Source organism: Synechococcus sp. CBW1107 (assembly GCF_015841355.1).
Classification (GTDB): domain Bacteria; phylum Cyanobacteriota; class Cyanobacteriia; order PCC-6307; family Cyanobiaceae; genus Regnicoccus_A.
The window spans coordinates 805,070-820,491 of the sequence record NZ_CP064908.1 but is presented as its reverse complement, the minus strand read 5'-3'; the positions used below and the strand labels follow the sequence as shown (position 1 = coordinate 820,491).

General features: G+C 63.2%; 15 protein-coding genes. All 15 read left to right on the top strand.

The genetic code is table 11. The annotated features are described in order from the left end of the window. The first annotated feature begins 93 nt into the window (after window positions 1–93). Window positions 94–2,250 (top strand): class I SAM-dependent DNA methyltransferase, encoded by a 2,157-nt coding sequence (locus I1E95_RS04365; protein WP_197165784.1) that lies wholly within the window; start codon window positions 94–96, stop codon window positions 2,248–2,250. A gap of 78 nt (window positions 2,251–2,328) precedes the next feature. Next, entirely contained in the window at window positions 2,329–2,931 is a 603-nt protein-coding gene (locus tag I1E95_RS04360; RefSeq protein ID WP_197165783.1) for a type IV toxin-antitoxin system AbiEi family antitoxin domain-containing protein, read from the top strand. Next, complete coding sequence (locus I1E95_RS04355; RefSeq protein WP_197165781.1) at window positions 2,928–3,857, top strand: nucleotidyl transferase AbiEii/AbiGii toxin family protein; 930 nt, start codon at window positions 2,928–2,930, stop codon at window positions 3,855–3,857. Before I1E95_RS04360 ends, I1E95_RS04355 begins: the two co-directional genes overlap by 4 nt. After that, window positions 3,824–5,173 (top strand): restriction endonuclease subunit S, encoded by a 1,350-nt coding sequence (locus tag I1E95_RS04350; RefSeq protein ID WP_197165779.1) that lies wholly within the window; start codon window positions 3,824–3,826, stop codon window positions 5,171–5,173. Before I1E95_RS04355 ends, I1E95_RS04350 begins: the two co-directional genes overlap by 34 nt. Next, on the top strand, window positions 5,170–6,315 hold the full coding sequence (locus I1E95_RS04345; protein WP_231594859.1) for an ImmA/IrrE family metallo-endopeptidase: 1,146 nt from the start codon (window positions 5,170–5,172) through the stop codon (window positions 6,313–6,315). The genes I1E95_RS04350 and I1E95_RS04345 overlap by 4 nt, the downstream gene beginning before the upstream one ends. Then, window positions 6,315–6,815 (top strand): DUF4411 family protein, encoded by a 501-nt coding sequence (locus tag I1E95_RS04340; RefSeq protein WP_197165769.1) that lies wholly within the window; start codon window positions 6,315–6,317, stop codon window positions 6,813–6,815. Before I1E95_RS04345 ends, I1E95_RS04340 begins: the two co-directional genes overlap by 1 nt. Continuing rightward, on the top strand, window positions 6,812–9,778 hold the full coding sequence (locus I1E95_RS04335; RefSeq protein ID WP_197165767.1) for a type I restriction endonuclease subunit R: 2,967 nt from the start codon (window positions 6,812–6,814) through the stop codon (window positions 9,776–9,778). Before I1E95_RS04340 ends, I1E95_RS04335 begins: the two co-directional genes overlap by 4 nt. 54 nt (window positions 9,779–9,832) lie before the next feature. Further along, the gene (locus I1E95_RS04330; RefSeq protein ID WP_197161742.1) at window positions 9,833–11,323 is read left to right on the top strand and encodes an IS66 family transposase; all 1,491 of its coding nucleotides are present in this window, start codon (window positions 9,833–9,835) and stop codon (window positions 11,321–11,323) included. Between the two features lie 123 nt (window positions 11,324–11,446). Further along, window positions 11,447–11,965 carry a helix-turn-helix domain-containing protein gene (locus I1E95_RS04325; RefSeq protein WP_197167091.1) on the top strand — a complete coding sequence of 173 codons (519 nt, stop codon included), beginning with the start codon at window positions 11,447–11,449 and terminating at the stop codon, window positions 11,963–11,965. Window positions 11,966–12,044: 79 nt separating this feature from the next. Next, window positions 12,045–12,419 carry a hypothetical protein gene (locus I1E95_RS04320; protein WP_197165765.1) on the top strand — a complete coding sequence of 125 codons (375 nt, stop codon included), beginning with the start codon at window positions 12,045–12,047 and terminating at the stop codon, window positions 12,417–12,419. A gap of 174 nt (window positions 12,420–12,593) precedes the next feature. Then, on the top strand, window positions 12,594–13,493 hold the full coding sequence (locus I1E95_RS04315) for a hypothetical protein (protein ID WP_197165764.1): 900 nt from the start codon (window positions 12,594–12,596) through the stop codon (window positions 13,491–13,493). Window positions 13,494–13,561: 68 nt separating this feature from the next. Further along, window positions 13,562–13,744 carry a hypothetical protein gene (locus I1E95_RS04310; protein WP_231594858.1) on the top strand — a complete coding sequence of 61 codons (183 nt, stop codon included), beginning with the start codon at window positions 13,562–13,564 and terminating at the stop codon, window positions 13,742–13,744. Between the two features lie 328 nt (window positions 13,745–14,072). Continuing rightward, window positions 14,073–14,675 carry a hypothetical protein gene (locus I1E95_RS04305; protein ID WP_197165760.1) on the top strand — a complete coding sequence of 201 codons (603 nt, stop codon included), beginning with the start codon at window positions 14,073–14,075 and terminating at the stop codon, window positions 14,673–14,675. Beyond that, window positions 14,659–15,180 (top strand): hypothetical protein, encoded by a 522-nt coding sequence (locus tag I1E95_RS04300; RefSeq protein WP_197165759.1) that lies wholly within the window; start codon window positions 14,659–14,661, stop codon window positions 15,178–15,180. Before I1E95_RS04305 ends, I1E95_RS04300 begins: the two co-directional genes overlap by 17 nt. A gap of 16 nt (window positions 15,181–15,196) precedes the next feature. Beyond that, window positions 15,197–15,385 carry a hypothetical protein gene (locus I1E95_RS04295; RefSeq protein ID WP_197165757.1) on the top strand — a complete coding sequence of 63 codons (189 nt, stop codon included), beginning with the start codon at window positions 15,197–15,199 and terminating at the stop codon, window positions 15,383–15,385. Window positions 15,386–15,422: the final 37 nt, after the last annotated feature.

Here is a 15,422-nt window from a genome sequence, read left to right as displayed (position 1 = left end):
TGCCTTAAGAATTGCCAATAAAGTGAACATTCGCCTTCTTTGTGAACATCAGCAATGCATTGCTACACTGCCTTCTAATGGCGACCGGCCTCTATGAACCACAATGAGATCGTCAGCTTCCTGTGGGGTGTCGCCGACCTGATCCGGGACACCTTCAAGCGCGGAAAATATCAGGACGTGATCCTGCCGCTCACGGTGCTGAGGCGGCTCGATTGCGTGCTCGCTGAAACCAAGCAGCAGGTGCTGGCAAAGCAGGCCGAACTGCGCGAAAAGAAGCTGGAGAATCTCGATCCCCAGCTGCGCAAGGCGGCCGGCTTTGCGTTCTACAACACCTCCCGCTACGACTTCGAGAAGCTGCTGGCCGATGCGCCCGATCTGGCCAAGAACCTCCGCAACTACATCGCGGGTTTCAGCCCCAACATGCGCGAGGTGATCGAGAAGTTCGATTTCGATAACACGATCAGCAAGCTCGATGAGGCCGGGCTCCTCTTCCAGGTGCTGGAGCGGTTCAAGAAGGTGGATCTCCACCCCGGCAAGATCGACAACGCCACCATGGGCACGATCTTCGAGGAGCTGATCCGCAAGTTCAACGAGGCGCTCAACGAGAACCCAGGGGAGCACTTCACCCCGCGCGATGTGGTGCACCTGATGGTGGATCTGATGCTGGCCGGCGATGAAGAGCGCATCCGCCGGCCAGGCGTGGTGGCCACCGTGTACGACCCCTGCTGCGGATCGGGCGGGATGCTGATGATCACCAAGGAACACATCACAGCCGGCCTGCGCAAGAACGGAGAGCTGCTGCGCCCGGCGATCAACGAACAGGCCGAGATTCATCTGTTCGGGCAGGAGGTGAACCCTGAAACCTGGGCCGTGTCCAAGTCGGACCTATTCATGAAGGATCCCAGCGGTCGCGATGCCGACAACCTCGTGTTTGGCAGCACGCTCTCGGCCGACAAACTCAGCGGCAAGACGTTTGATTATCTGATCGCCAATCCTCCCTACGGCAAGGACTGGAAGCGGGACGAGAAAGATGTGCGCGCCGAACACGAACGGGGCGCCGCCGGACGCTTCCAGCCCGGCCTGCCCCGCATCAGCGACGGTCAGCTGCTCTTTCTGCTGCACATGCTGGCCCACGTGAAGGATACCGCCGAAGGCGGTTCCCGCATCGCCATCATCATGAACGGATCACCCCTGTTCACCGGCGACGCCGGCAGCGGCGAAAGCGAGATCCGCCGCTTCATCCTCGAGAACGATCTGCTGGAAGCGCTGATTGCCCTGCCCGAGCAGCTCTTCTACAACACCGGCATCGCCACGTATGTGTGGGTGGTGACGAACCGCAAGGCCCCACAGCGCCAGGGGAAGGTGCAGCTGATCGATGCCACCAGCTTCTGGGTGCCGATGCGCAAGAGCCTGGGCGACAAGCGCCGCGAGATCTCGCAGGAGCAAGCCCAGGACATCCTCCAGCTCCTGGCGGACTACAGGGACGGCGAAACCTGCACTGTGACGAAGGACGGCAAGAGCGAGGAGATCGTGGTGAGCCGCATCTTCCCCACCACCCACTTCGGCTTCCGCAAGATCACGGTGGAGCGGCCCCTGCGCCTCAGCTTCCAGGCCAGTCCCGAGCGGATCGCGCGGCTGGAGCAGGAGAAGGGCTTCCAGGCGCTGGCCACCAGCAAGAAGAAGGGAGAGGCAGCGGCTAAGGAGATGGCCGCTGGCCGCGCCCTGCAGGAGCAGATCCGCGCCCTGGTGAATGATCTGCCGGAGGAGCCGTTCTCGGATCGCGAGGAGTTTGAGAGGCTGATCACTCTCGCCGCCAAGCACGCGGGTGTGAAGCTCACCGCGCCAGCCCGCAAAGCGATCCTCGCCGCCCTGGGTGAACGGGATGAGAACGCGGAGATCTGCACCAACAGCAGCGGCACGCCTGAGGCCGACCCCGAACTGCGAGATGCCGAGAGCGTCCAGCTGCCATCAGGACCAGACCCGGTGGATGCCGAGGGGATTCCGGCGAGCGTGCAGGCGTTCTTCGAGCGCGAGGTGCTTCCCCATGCGCCGGATGCCTGGATCAACACCGGCAAGCGCGACGAACTTGACGGCCTGGTGGGGCTGGTGGGCTACGAGATCAACTTCAACCGCTACTTCTATCGCTACACTCCGCCTCGGCCGATCGAGGAGATCGAGGCCGACATCCGCACGATCGAAGACGACATCCTGAGGATGCTGGCGGAGGTGACGGCCGCCGGCAGGGCCTGACGCAAGATGCCGGCACCTTGCCACAGGATGCCGACAACTCGCGTTGACAGCGGCCCCGAACTCGCTCAGATTGTCGGCATGGCTGCTCCATCTGCCGACATTTCGCGCCAGGAGGCCGGCCTCGGCGCCTTCTTCCGCTCAAGTGATCTGGATGCGGCTGGCCTCAGCCGCCACCAGCTACCCAGCCTGCTGCGCTCCGGGGCGGTGGAGCGACTCGGCCGTGGCCTCTACCGCCGCACCGACGCTGAACCCAGCGAGCTCTATTCCCTGGCGATGGCCTGCGCCGCCGTGCCCCAGAGCGTCGTGTGCCTGCTCACGGCCCTGCAGGTGCATGACATCGGCACCCAGTCCCCATCGGCCATCTGGCTAGGCATCCCCCACAAGGCCCGGCTGCCGCGACTGCAGGCTCCCAAGCTGCGGATCGTGCGCTTCAGCGGCCCGGCCTGGACCTACGGCGTGAGCGACACCACGTTCGAGGGTGTGCCTGCCCGGATCACCTCGCCGGCGCGCACGATTGCCGATTGCTTCCGCTTCGAGCGGCTGGTGGGCGCCGAGGCGGCGATCGAGGCTCTCGACGAAGGCCTGCGGCAACACAAGGTGAGCGTGGCGGAACTGGAGCGGGTGCTGGAGGTGCTGCCGTCGCGGCGGCTGCGTGCGGCCCTGGCGGTGCTACAGCGATGAAGGCGAACCCGGCCGCGTCGGTGAAGGCACGCCTGCTGGCGCTCGCCGGTGGTGAGGATTTCCAGCGCACCCTCACGCGCTATGCAGCTGAGCGGTGGCTCTTTCGGCTCGGTGCTTCGGCGGTGCGGGAGCGTTTCGCCCTCAAGGGGGCGAGCCTGCTCACGGTGTGGATGCCCGATCCCTACCGCGGCACCAAGGATGTGGACCTGCTGGCATCCGGCGATCCCAGCGATGAAGGCCTGCGGGCTTTGCTCGAAAGCGTCTGCACGGTGCCTTGCCCGGAGGATGGCCTGATCTTTGATCTCAGCTCCCTCCGTCTGGAGACGATCCGCCCCGAGGAGGAATACTCCGGCAAGCGGGCCCGCTTCCACGCCCTGCTGGGCACCACCAGGATCCGCGTGCAGCTGGATCTGGGCTTCGGTGATGCTGTGGTACCGGAGCCCGCCGACATCACCTACCCCACCCTCCTGAACGATCTGCCGGCGCCGGAGCTGCTGGCCTATCCGCGGGAGGCGGCGGTGGCGGAGAAGTTCGAAGCGATGGTGAAGCTCGACCTGAGCAACAGCCGCATGAAGGACTTCCATGACCTCTGGGCCCTGGCCAGCACCTTCCGCTTTGAAGGGCCGCTTCTGCGGGCGGCGGTGGAGGCCTGTTTCCAGAGGCGCGGTACCCCTTGGGCTGAGGAGATCCCCACCCCGCTGACCCCCGGCTTTTACCAACGGCCGGAGTTAGCGGCACGATGGGCGGGTTATCTCGCCCGCGAGGCCGTGCTGGTGCCGCCGCCGAATCGGTTCGAGGAGATCGGAGAGGTGGTCGTGGCCTTTGTCGGGCCTGTGCGGAAGAGCCTGGTGGAGGAGGGACCCTTTGACCGGAACTGGGAGCCTGGTGGACCATGGTTGGCTCTGAGCAAGGAGGAGTCACCGTGACAGCGATGGAAACGGCCATCCAGGAGGAGGCGCTGCAGCGGTATCGGCCTTACCCCGCATACAAGGATTCGGGGGTGGATTGGCTTGGCGAAATTCCGACACATTGGGAGATCGCGCGCGTTGGGGATCTCATGAAGCTCGTTAACGGCTATCCATTCGATTCCGAGTTCTTTTTGCGAGGGGAAGGCGTGCCGCTGGTGCGAATCCGTGACTTGGGTTCGACTGAGACCGAGGTGAACTATACCGGGCCTGTAATCGACGAGGCATGGATCGAGACGGGAGACATCATTATCGGAATGGATGGTGACTTCAATGTGGGTCGTTGGCGTGGACCGAGAGCGCTACTCAACCAGCGCATGTGCTGCCTCCGTGCGCGCTCCAGTACAGATTCGGGCTTCGCCTCGTACCTTCTTCCTGCCCCGCTGAAGGTCATCAACGACCTGACCTACTCGACGACGGTTAAGCACTTGTCTTCGAATGATGTCCATAAGATCCGCCTTGGCCTTCCCCCCGAGCCCGAGCAACGCTCCATTGCAGCCTTCCTCGACCGCGAGACCGCACGGATCGATGCGCTGGTGGCGAAGAAGCAGAGGCTGATCGAGCTGCTCCAGGAGCAGCGCACCGCCCTCATCACCCGCGCCGTCACTACGGGTCTAGATGCAAGATCCGATGCCTATATAGCTGGCACTGAAATTTTCCCTTTACTCCCCTTGGGCTGGAAAATTCGTAAATTGCGCCGGATCCTTACTCAGAAGAAGCGGCCTGTTGAGGTTCAGCAGGATTCCGATTATCAGGAAATCGGAATCCGCTCGTGGGGTCGAGGAATCTTTCACAAGGAACCCCTGAAGGGGGCCTTGCTGGAGGAGAAAAGCGTGTACAGAATACAACCAGGCGATTTTGTTCTCAATATAGTCTTTGCATGGGAAGGGGCTGTTGCTATTGCCAGCGAACAAGAGCGTGGAATGATTGGTTCTCACCGCTTCCCGACATTTCTTGTCTCCGAGGAAGTTGATCCTGATTATCTTCTGATGGTTTTTCAAGTGGGTCAGGGTCGTTGGCTTATGGAGGTGAATTCTCCTGGGGCGGCCGGCAGGAATAAGACCATTCGGCTCAATCAATTTCTCGACGAGCTCATCCCTCTGCCGCCCTTGGCGACCCAGCAAGCATTGGTCCGCAGAGTTCGTGAGGAAGAACAGAGGCTGGCTGATTTAACCCAGAAACTTCGGATTGCGATTGCCCGACTCCAAGAGCTCCGAACAGCCGTGATCTCCGCCGCCGTCACCGGCAAGATCGATGTGCGGGAGGAGGTTGTATGACCCGCGTGGCAGTCGAGGGCACCATGCTCTCGTGGGCGCGCGAGCGCGCTGGGAGAACCAGAGAAAGTCTCACGCCCAAATTTTCCCGCCTCGCGGAATGGGAGCACGGAGAAGTGCAGCCCACCCTGAAGCAGCTGGAGGCTTTTGCCAAAGCTGTTCATGTTCCGATCGGCTATCTGTTCCTACGCGAACCCCCCGAAGAGCCTGTACCGATTCCTGATTTCCGCACCGTTGCGGACCAACCCCTCCGCCGCGCGACCCCAGACCTTCTGGACACGGTGTATCTGTGCCAACAGCGCCAGGAGTGGTACCGGGATGATGCCCGGCAGGCAGGCGCTGAGCCGTTGCCCTTCGTGGGATCTCTTGCGCTTGGTGCTGATGTGATTCGCAGCGCCGCCTCCATTCGTGCAGCCCTCGGCTTGGATCTGGAGGCTCAGAGCCGCCTGCCGACATGGACCAATGCCCTGCGCGCCTTCATTGAGAAAGCGGATGCGCTTGGCGTTCTTGTGATGGTGAGTGGAGTCGTGGGCAGCAACAACCGGCGTCCGCTCGATCCTGAGGAGTTCCGCGGCTTTGCCCTGGCCGATCCCGTGGCGCCACTCGTGTTCATCAATGGAGCCGATACCAAGGCGGCGCAGATGTTCACCCTGGCCCATGAGCTGGCCCATCTCTGGCTGGGCGAAAGTGCCCTCTCCGATGCCCGTGCCGCAGAGGCCCCCACCCAGGCCGTGGAGCGGTGGTGCAACAAGGTGGCTGCCGAGATGCTCGTACCTCTCAGCGTGTTCTCGGCAGTCCATGATCTCGAAGCTGATCTGCGCGGTGAGCTCGATCGCCTGGCGAGGCGATTCAAGGTCAGCACGTTGGTGGTGCTGCGGCGGATGCACGATGCAGGCAGCTTGACAGGGGATGCCTATTGGCGGGCATTCAACGACGAAGTTGAGCGGCTTCAAGAGCTTCCCGGTGGCAGTGGTGGAAACTTCTATCTCACCCTGGGGGCAAGGGTCAGCAAGCGATTCGCCCGAGCGGTGGTGAGCAGCACCCTGGAGGGGCGCTCTTCCTTCACAGAGGCATTCCGGCTGTTGGGATTCAAGAAGATGAACACATTCAAAGAGCTCAGCAACGGCCTTGGAGTTGCGTTCTGATGGCCTACCTGCTGGATGCCAATGTCTTCATCTCAGCCAAGAACCTTCACTATGGGTTCGATTTCTGCCCGGCATTCTGGCAATGGCTGGACGATTGCAACGCGGATGGAACGGTCTTCAGTGTCGAGAAGGTTGGAGATGAAGTGCAGGCAGGGGCCGATGATCTGTCCACTTGGGCAGCTGCGAGAGGAGCGCGTTTCTTCTTGCCACTTAGCCCTGGCGTAGTGCCATCGCTGGCGGCTGTCAGTGCTTGGGCCACTGCGCAGAGCTACGACCCGGCGGCAGTGAGCACGTTTCTGAGCATCGCTGATTATTATCTGGTTTCCCAGGCTCACGCAGGTTCGCACACGGTTGTTACCCATGAGAAGCCGCGTGCCTCCATCAAGATAATTAAGATCCCTGATGCCTGTATAGGCCTGGGCATTCGATGCATCACTCCCTACGAGATGCTCCGCAATGAACGTGCTTGCTTTGTATTGGGGACTGGAGGCCCACCATGACACCTGACATCTCCGAACGTGTTCTTGAAGACGCGATCGAAGCATCCCTGCTCAACAGTCGTTACCACAAACGCACCCCTGAGCAGTACGACCGCAGCCTCTGCCTGCTCTCACAGGACCTGCTCGACTTCGTGCTCGCCACCCAGCCGAAGCCATGGAAGCAGCTCACCCAGCACCATGGCGCCGCCGTGCGCGAGCAGTTCCTGCGCCGTGTTGCAGCCGAGATCGAGCGCCGCGGCACACTCGATGTGTTGCGCCAGGGCGTCAAGGATTCCGGCTGCAAGTTCCGGCTTGCCTACTTCCAACCCGCCAGCGGCCTGAACGAGGAAACCCGCAGGCTCCATGGCGCCAATCTCTTCTCCGTGGTGCGCCAGCTCCGCTACAGCACCCGCAATGAGAACAGCCTCGATCTGGTGCTGTTCCTCAATGGCATCCCCCTGTTCACCGCCGAACTGAAGAACCCCCTCTCGGGCCAGAACGTCGAAGACGCGATTCACCAGTACAAGGCCACCCGCGATCCCCGCGAACCACTGTTCTCCTACGGACGCTGTCTGGGCCACTTCGCAGTGGATTCCGAACTGGTCTATGTGGCCTCCCAGCTGGCGAAGGAGAAAACCCGCTTCCTTCCCTTCAACCAGGGGCGTTTCGGCGGTGCCGGCAACCCTCCTGTTCCACCCACCCGTTCCGGTTACGCCACCGCCTACCTCTGGGAGCAGATCTGGGCGCCCTCCAGCGTGCTGGATCTGGTGCGGCAGTTCATCCACGAGGTGGAAGAGGAAGACGACAAGGGCCGCAAGACCGGCAAACGCTTTCTGATCTTTCCTCGCTACCAGCAGCTCGACGCCGTGCGCCGCCTGGTGGCCGATGCGCGCAGCCGTGGCCCCGGCCAGCGCTACCTGATCCAGCACTCGGCCGGCAGCGGTAAGAGCTTCACGATCGCCTGGCTCGCCCACCAGCTCAGCACCCTCCACAACGCCTCCGATGAGCGGGTGTTCGATTCGATCGTGGTGATCACCGATCGCCGCATCCTCGATCGCCAGTTGCAGAGCACCATCCGCCAGTTCGAGCAGACTCTCGGCGTGGTCGAAACCATCGACACCACCTCCCGCCAACTGAAGGACGCGCTCGAATCCGGCAAGACGATCATCGTCACCACCCTCCAGAAGTTCCCGGTGATTGCCCAGCAGATCGGGGAACTGCCAGGCAAGCGCTTCGCCGTGATCGTGGATGAGGCCCACTCCTCCCAGTCGGGCGAAAGCACCAAGAGCCTCAAGGCCGTGCTCAGTGCCCCCTCCTTGGCGGCTGCCGAAAGCGAGGAAGAAACCGCCACTTCCCTAGAGGAGGAACTCGAAGGCACGATCCTGGCCGAGATGGAGAAGCGTGGCCAGCAGCCCAACATGTCCACCTTCGCCTTCACCGCTACCCCCAAGCCCAAGACTCTCGAGCTCTTTGGCGTGCGCCGGCCCGATGGAACCTTTGCGCCGTTTCACCTGTACAGCATGCGCCAGGCGATCGAGGAGGGCTTCATCCTCGATGTGCTCGCCAACTACACCACCTATCAGGCCTTCTGGCGCCTGCTCAAGAAGGTTGAGGATGACCCCCGCTACGACAAGCGCAAGGCGGAATACCTGCTCAAATCCTTCGTGGAACTCCATCCCCACGCCATCGGTGAGAAGGTGCGGATCTGCGTGGAGCATTTCGCCGCCAATACGCAGGATCAGATCGATCGCCTGGCCAAAGCGATGGTGGTGACGCGCTCACGCCTCCATGCCGTTCGCTACAAGCTGGCCATCAATCGCTATCTCGCCGAGCACGGCTATCCCTTCAAGGCGCTGGTGGCCTTCTCCGGCACCGTGCAGGACGGCGGCAAGAGCTACACCGAATCCGGCATGAACGGGATCCCAGAAGCGCAGACCGCCAGCACCTTCGAGCAGGCTGAGGTCCGTTTCCTGATCGTGGCCAACAAGTTTCAGACCGGCTTCGATCAGCCCCTGCTCCACACCATGTATGTGGACAAGAAGCTCGGGGGTGTGGGTGCGGTGCAGACCCTCTCACGTCTGAACCGCACCCATCCCAAGAAGACTGGAACGCTGGTAGTGGACTTCGCCAATGACGCAGACACGATCAAGAAGGCGTTCGAACCCTATTACGAAGCGACCCTGCTCTCGGAAGCCACCGATCCCAACATCCTCTACGAAATCGAAACGCGCCTCTCGGCCTTCCCCGTCTACACCCCAGCCGATATCAACGCCTTCGCCCAGGTGTTCTTCAGCCCGAAGGGCACCCAAGACGGCATCTACCAGGTGTTGCTGCCGCTGGTGGATCGTTTCGAAGCCCTCGGCGTCGACGAGAGGCACGAATTCCGCGGACAGCTCACCGACTACGTACGCCTCTATGCCTTCCTCGCTCAGGTGCTGCCCTTCTCTGATGCCGATCTCGAAAAGCTCTACCAGTTCGCCCGCTACCTGCGCCGGCTGCTCCCAGCTGATCAACCGGAACTGCCGCGTGAGGTGCAGCAGAACATCGACATGGAGTCGTACCGCATCCAGGAAACCAGCAGTGGTGGCATCCCCTTGGAGCGGGGCAATGGCGCGCTGAAGCCAGTAGGCACGAAAGGCGGACACACCGCCGCACCGGAAGAGCTGGAGACGCTCTCGCGCATCGTGGCCGAGCTCAACGAGCGCTTCGGGCTGAACCTCGGGACCGAGCACCGCCTCACCCTCAGCCAGATGATGGATCGCCTGGCCGATGATGTGGCCCTCGATGCCGCAGCGCGCGTCAACACCCGCGAGAACGTCCGACTCACCTTTGATCAGAAGGTGGAGAATGTGATCCAAGACATCGTTGATTCCAACTTCGATCTCTACAAGCGCATCACCGACGACGCGGCCTTCGGTGAAACCGTCAAAAACTGTATCCGTTCAGGGGGCGTGACAGCTCGCGGCGAACATCGGCCCTGCTGAACCCTTGACGACAGCTTGATTTCCGGTTGCATCTCAGGTAGAGACCCGCCTGTGATGACCGCACATCCGGCTGGAATTCCAGAAGCCGACTGGCTGGAAACTCCCGCCAGCGTCAGAGCGCTGATCAACGCCCAGCAGCAGGAGATCGAGCTGTTGCGCGGCCAACTCACCTCCTTGGCCACCGAGTTGGCAAACCTGCGTGAGCGGATCGGACGCAGCTCTCGCAACTCATCCAAACCTCCCTCCAGTGATGGTCTGGGTTTTAAGCCGCCAGAACGGCGCAAGGGCAGTGGCCGCAAGCGGGGCGGCCAGCAGGGCCATCCCGGATCCGGACCAGAGCTGCTGTCGATCGAGCGGGTGGATCAGGTGGTGGATCACCACCCTGATGCCTGCCGCCGCTGTGGCACCTTGCTCCAGGGAGAGGATCTCGATCCCCTGCGCCATCAGGTGATCGAGATCCCGCCGATTACCCCGCTGGTGATCGAGCACCGGCTGCATCGCCTGGTCTGCCCCTGCTGTTCCACCAGCACCTGCGCCTCGTTGCCGGCGGATGTGGAGGCCAGTCACTACGGCCCAAGGCTCAGTGCACTGGTGGGCCTGCTGGGCAGTGCCTTTCCGTTGAGTTTCAGCAAGACCCAGGCCCTGCTCCAGCAGCTGGTAGGAGTGGAGATGAGCCGCGGCGCGATTGGACGGGTCCGCCAGCGCTTGAGTGCAGCACTGGAGCAGCCCATGCAGGAGGCCCTTGCTTTTGCCCGCGTGCAGCCGGTGGCCTACGTAGATGAAACTGGCGCCCCCACCGGCAATGCCGACGGCAACAATCCCACTGGAAAGCGGGGCTGGCAGTGGGTCATGGTCACCGCCGTGGTGACGGTATTTGTGCAAGGGCTGAGTCGATCGACGACCGCTGCCATCGAGCTGCTGGGGAACGCCTTTGGCGGGATTGTGGTGAGCGATCGCTTCTCGGCCTACAACCACCTGCCCACCAAGCAGCGCCAGCTGTGCTGGGCGCACCTGATCCGCGACCTGACGGCCATCGCCGAACGCCCGGGCGCCAGCGCTGAATTCGGAGCCCAGCTGCTGGGCCTGCAGCAGCAGCTGTTTGGCCACTGGCACCGCTACAAGGAGGGAAAGATTGACTGGCCCGCCTTGCAGCAAAGCTGCCGGCCGATCCGCCAGACCTTTGAGACCACGCTGCAGCGGGTAGTAGAGCTCGGCTACCAGCGCGGCGAGCGAACGCCTTGGGCCAGCACAGTGCGCACGTGCCAGCAGCTCCAGAAGGTGACAGGTGGGTTGTGGACCTTCCTGGAGAACGAGGGAATAGAGCCCACCAACAACGCCGCAGAACGTGCCCTGCGCCAATCGGTGATTCAGCGCAAGATCAGTCAAGGAGTCCAATCCCGCCAAGGTGCGATCTGCCGGAGCCGCCTGCTCACGGTCACCACTACCCTCAGGCAACAGGGGCGGGATGTCTGGGAGTTCCTGGAGCAGGCCTGGATCGCCCATCACCGCGATGGGGTGATGCCGTCACTGCTGAGCGATCCCTGAAGGCAGAAGAAAGGACAAGGAAGAGTCTCTGATCGCTCAGCGGTGAGCGATCAGGCTTGCATTCGTGCGGTGGGGCGTCCCGACCCCTGAACGCATACCAAAAACTTTCTCTTTGATCAATACCTGCGCGGCCATCGCAATGCCGAAGCCCTGATCCAGCGCGGTGAATCCAAAACCCTCGAATTCAAGTCCACCCTGCGCTGGAGCCTCAAGGAGAACCGCAAGGACGACAAGGGCGTCACCCACGCCGCCCTGAAATCCATCGCCGCCTTCCTTAACACCGAAGGAGGCGATCTGCTGATCGGCGTCGCCGACGATGGTTCGATTGTGGGCACTGAGCTCGACCAGCTCGAAAGCGACGACAAGTTCTTGCGTCACCTGGCCCAAGTGGTGCGCAACGGCCTCGGCGATCGCGCCGGCACCTGTATCGACCCACACAGCCAGACCATCGACGGCAAGACCGTGTGCGTGGTGAGCTGTCAGCGCAGTCCGGAGCCGGTGTTCCTGCAGTGGAAGGGGGTGGAGGCCTCGCCGGAAGGAGATTTCTTCGTGCGCAGTGGTCCTGGAACGGTGAAGCTCCCGCCGGAGAGCGCCCAGGAGTTCATCCGCACAAGATTCCCTGTGCACAAGGCAAGCGAGTGAGCCGGGCGAGAGGCCGCAAGCCGCACCCGGGCAATCAGGAGACACCGGTGGCACCTGCCATTGCAGCCGCCCCAGCCCCATGGCCACCCGTGCCGTCTACTCGTTCACCGGCTTTCCCGGCTTCCTGGAGCAACACCTCTACCTCCACCACGACGGCTACCCCAGCGGCGCCGCCTGGCGTTTCGCGGAGACCTTGCGCGAGTCCCCAGAACCCGCTTCCTTCCTGACCACGTTCCTGAGATCCCAGCCCAGGGCGGAGCCGATCGAGAACCCCGAGCAGGCTGCCGATGCCGAGTACCGCTACCTGCTGCAGTTGCTCCCTGGCCCCGTTCCCCAGCTGCAGGTGCAGGGCTGGCGGCGGATTCCTGGCGGCATTTGTTGGATTCCCCGCTGCGGGCCAATGGCGCTCGCGGTGTTCATCCATCGCTTCCTGCCCGGAGGCATTCCCGGCTGAGTGGAGTTCAGAGCCGCAGCAACTCCCGTTGAGCGCTGAGAAACTGCTCCTGCTCGCGGCTGAACGGCCGGATCAGGTTCGCCCCCTCAACATCCCCCAGCAGCGCAACGCCTCGCGGGCCGCTTCGTCCTCACGCAGCAACTGCCCGCCAGCATTGAGGCCGGCGCGGGGGTGATGAACGAGCTGGCTGACACGATCGGCTTCTGGGCTGCCACCACCTGCCGCTGGGCCCAGATCGTTGAGGCCCCGCCCCGCTTCCTGGCGCCGGAGCTGGCCGAGGCCTTCCTCCGCACTCCCTCACCCCGCCTGGATGACGAGCTGCCGCAGGTACTGCCATGCTTCCGGCTGATGCTTCCCGATGGCGCCCTATTCACAGAAGACGGGGTGCCGATCCCGGTAGTGATCGTGGCCGACCTGCGGGCGATTGCCCTCGATGGCACCAGCTACCTCACCCGCCATTCCTTCCAGCAGATCGGCGAGCGGAACCCCACGGTCGATGACCTCAGCCATCCGGCCTGGCAGTGGGACGAGCAGGCGGTGCAAAGCACCAACCAGCGGATGGAGGGCCTGGCGATCAATGCCCTGCTGGTGCAGCTCTACCAGCCGGAGCTGCTCACCACAGGCCCGGCGGCCAAGGTGCCCAGCGGCAAGGGCTTCTCCGCTGGCTGTGCTGACGACACCGGCGCCGTGAGGCCCCAGGGCCCGGTGTGGATCGGCAAGGACTTCCGCCTCGATCGCACCCCCCGGGCCCCATCAGAAGGGACCCCGGCTGGAAGCAGCAGCAGCTCGTCCCGCCGGCCCCACTGGCGCCGAGGCCATTGGCACAACCGTGCTGCACGACGAGAAGCGCCAGAGCCGCCGGATGCAGTGGTTTCAGCCGGTGTACGTGGGACTGAGCTGAGCACATTGACCCGGCCGCGACCCACACCTCCAAAGGAGAAAACCCGGCGGGGATGCTGCCGGGCAACCACCCTCAGAGCACCTGCACCCTGGCCTGTGCCCCGAGGACCCGCTGCTGATTGGCAGCAAGGATCAGCGCTTCCTCGCGGGGAACAAAGTGCGGCTGGGCGCTGATGTGCCCCTCGCGATCGAGGAAGAGCACCCTCAGGAGCTCACCGGCAGCCCCGAGCAGATGCACCGAGATGATGCGAATCGGGCAGGTGCGGCTGAGAGGAGTGGCGGCCATTGCTGTGCTGGCGAACGACACCGCCGTCAAGCCCCGGCACCGCCTGCGCCGCGCAAGGGTCGCGCAGCGCAGCGCAGCGACTCGCGTCAGCCTTTGCGTGGTGCGCAAGCCGGGGCATGCCGGGTGGCGTGATCGCTAGACCTCAGGGGCGCCTCCCCGTTTCGCTTCCGGGTGGATCAGCTCTACAGGAGGGACTGGCTGGTGGAGGATGCACCTATCGGCAGCGGCCGCCAGGTGCACTGGGCCACGACCGGGCTGGACCAAGGCGGATTCGGTATGGGCTGGTGTTGTTGCTGTGAGGGTCTGTGAACCTCCGCTGGCCGTCGCAGCTCCCGGCGTCAGCGCCAAAACCCCAGTGCTGCAGGGCATCGCCGCAGGCGTATGCAACTTCTGCATTGTTCTCTGACCCGATGTGGCCTGGGGCTGGGTGCTGTACGAGGCAGGATTGACCCTGAGTAGCCAGCCGCATGGTTTTTCTACCGCCCACCTCGGATTTTCCGCCTGATCCCGAGCCCCTGAGCCGGGAAGATCTCAACAGCGTCTACCTCGAGCTGCGCAACTGCTACAAGAGCTCGATGATCAGCCGCGGGCAGTACAGAAGCCGCTCGATCAAGGCGCGTGATGAAACCGCCACCCTCCGGCAGAACCTGCTGGATCTGGCAGCGCGGGAAGCCAGCGTTCGCACAGACATCTACCAGATGCTGGAGATCGTCACCGCGATTGCCGGGGATCTGGAGGATGCGGGCGATGACATTGTGAATGAATTCGGCCGCTACAAGCTCGGCCGTAGGACCTATCAGGGCGGCTCCTTTCTTGGCGGCCTGGTTCAAGCGGTGATCCGCTTCATCAATCGCTGGACCCGCACCAAAGAGAAGGTGGTGGAGCTGGATCAAAAGCGCCAGGAGTTCATCGAGAAGACCAAGGAGCTGCCGCCGCTCACCTTGGGGGGCAATGGCCACAAGGGTTCCGTGAGCCTGTCAGAACCGGTCGTGCCAGCGACGGTGGAGACAGTCGACAGCTCGGCGGATCCACAGGCCGAGCAGACGGAGGCCCATGGGCCAGATCACTGACAGCCTGCGGGCCACGCTGCGGGACCTGGCCCAGTCCGACGCCAGGCTCTACCGCGGTTTGCAGGAGGAGCTGGGCGACACGCCCCAGGCCACCAGCAAGCCACCACCGGTGCTGGAGGGCGATGCCCCTGCCAGTCGGGAAGACCTGGAGGGCCTGTCGATCGCTGCTCTCTGGACTCTCTGCAAGGGCCGCGGCATCAAGGGCCTCAGCAAAGGCCCGGTGGAGAAGCAGGCGGACGCCCTGCTCAGCCATCCCGACGGTCCCCCCTTGCGCAGCGCCCTTCCCGTCAAGGCCGCCAAGGGCGGCAGAGCCAGTGGCAAGTTGGCAGCCAGCGGCAGGAGCGACCGCAAGGCAGGCAGCACGGCCAGCGGCCCTGAGCTGCAGCATCTGGAACATCGCCTTGATCGCCTGGAGCAGTTGGTGGTGCTGATCGCCCAGCAGGTGGGCGTCCCTCCCCAGGCGATCGCCCAGCTGCTGGCGGGATCTACCCTCCCGCCAAGCTGAAGCTCAAGCTCTGCCCATGCCCTCGAACCTTGAGAAGCTGGGTCGCTTTCTGCTGCGTGGCCTGCGCATCGGTGCCAGCACGATCTCGATCGTGGAGCTGCTGCGCAGCGACTGGACCGGTGGCATCACTGCGGGGGTGGCCTGGCTGGTGTTTCTGCAGGTGGAGCGGCGGCTTCCTCCTGTGACCCAGGCGCCCGAGAACTGATCCGTAGCCGGCATGTTCATTCTGCTGTCTCACCCAG

What these genes read in the sequence shown, in the direction of transcription:
- I1E95_RS04350 (WP_197165779.1), top strand. Translation starts at nt 3,824, where the DNA reads ATGGTTGGCTCTGAGCAAGGAGGAGTCACCGTGACAGCGATGGAAACG.
- I1E95_RS04345 (WP_231594859.1), top strand. Translation starts at nt 5,170, where the DNA reads ATGACCCGCGTGGCAGTCGAGGGCACCATGCTCTCGTGGGCGCGCGAG.
- I1E95_RS04315 (WP_197165764.1), top strand. Translation starts at nt 12,594, where the DNA reads ATGAACGAGCTGGCTGACACGATCGGCTTCTGGGCTGCCACCACCTGC.
- I1E95_RS04360 (WP_197165783.1), top strand. Translation starts at nt 2,329, where the DNA reads ATGGCTGCTCCATCTGCCGACATTTCGCGCCAGGAGGCCGGCCTCGGC.
- I1E95_RS04365 (WP_197165784.1), top strand. Translation starts at nt 94, where the DNA reads ATGAACCACAATGAGATCGTCAGCTTCCTGTGGGGTGTCGCCGACCTG.
- I1E95_RS04305 (WP_197165760.1), top strand. Translation starts at nt 14,073, where the DNA reads ATGGTTTTTCTACCGCCCACCTCGGATTTTCCGCCTGATCCCGAGCCC.
- I1E95_RS04330 (WP_197161742.1), top strand. Translation starts at nt 9,833, where the DNA reads ATGACCGCACATCCGGCTGGAATTCCAGAAGCCGACTGGCTGGAAACT.
- I1E95_RS04295 (WP_197165757.1), top strand. Translation starts at nt 15,197, where the DNA reads ATGCCCTCGAACCTTGAGAAGCTGGGTCGCTTTCTGCTGCGTGGCCTG.
- I1E95_RS04340 (WP_197165769.1), top strand. Translation starts at nt 6,315, where the DNA reads ATGGCCTACCTGCTGGATGCCAATGTCTTCATCTCAGCCAAGAACCTT.
- I1E95_RS04320 (WP_197165765.1), top strand. Translation starts at nt 12,045, where the DNA reads ATGGCCACCCGTGCCGTCTACTCGTTCACCGGCTTTCCCGGCTTCCTG.
- I1E95_RS04355 (WP_197165781.1), top strand. Translation starts at nt 2,928, where the DNA reads ATGAAGGCGAACCCGGCCGCGTCGGTGAAGGCACGCCTGCTGGCGCTC.
- I1E95_RS04300 (WP_197165759.1), top strand. Translation starts at nt 14,659, where the DNA reads ATGGGCCAGATCACTGACAGCCTGCGGGCCACGCTGCGGGACCTGGCC.
- I1E95_RS04310 (WP_231594858.1), top strand. Translation starts at nt 13,562, where the DNA reads ATGATGCGAATCGGGCAGGTGCGGCTGAGAGGAGTGGCGGCCATTGCT.
- I1E95_RS04335 (WP_197165767.1), top strand. Translation starts at nt 6,812, where the DNA reads ATGACACCTGACATCTCCGAACGTGTTCTTGAAGACGCGATCGAAGCA.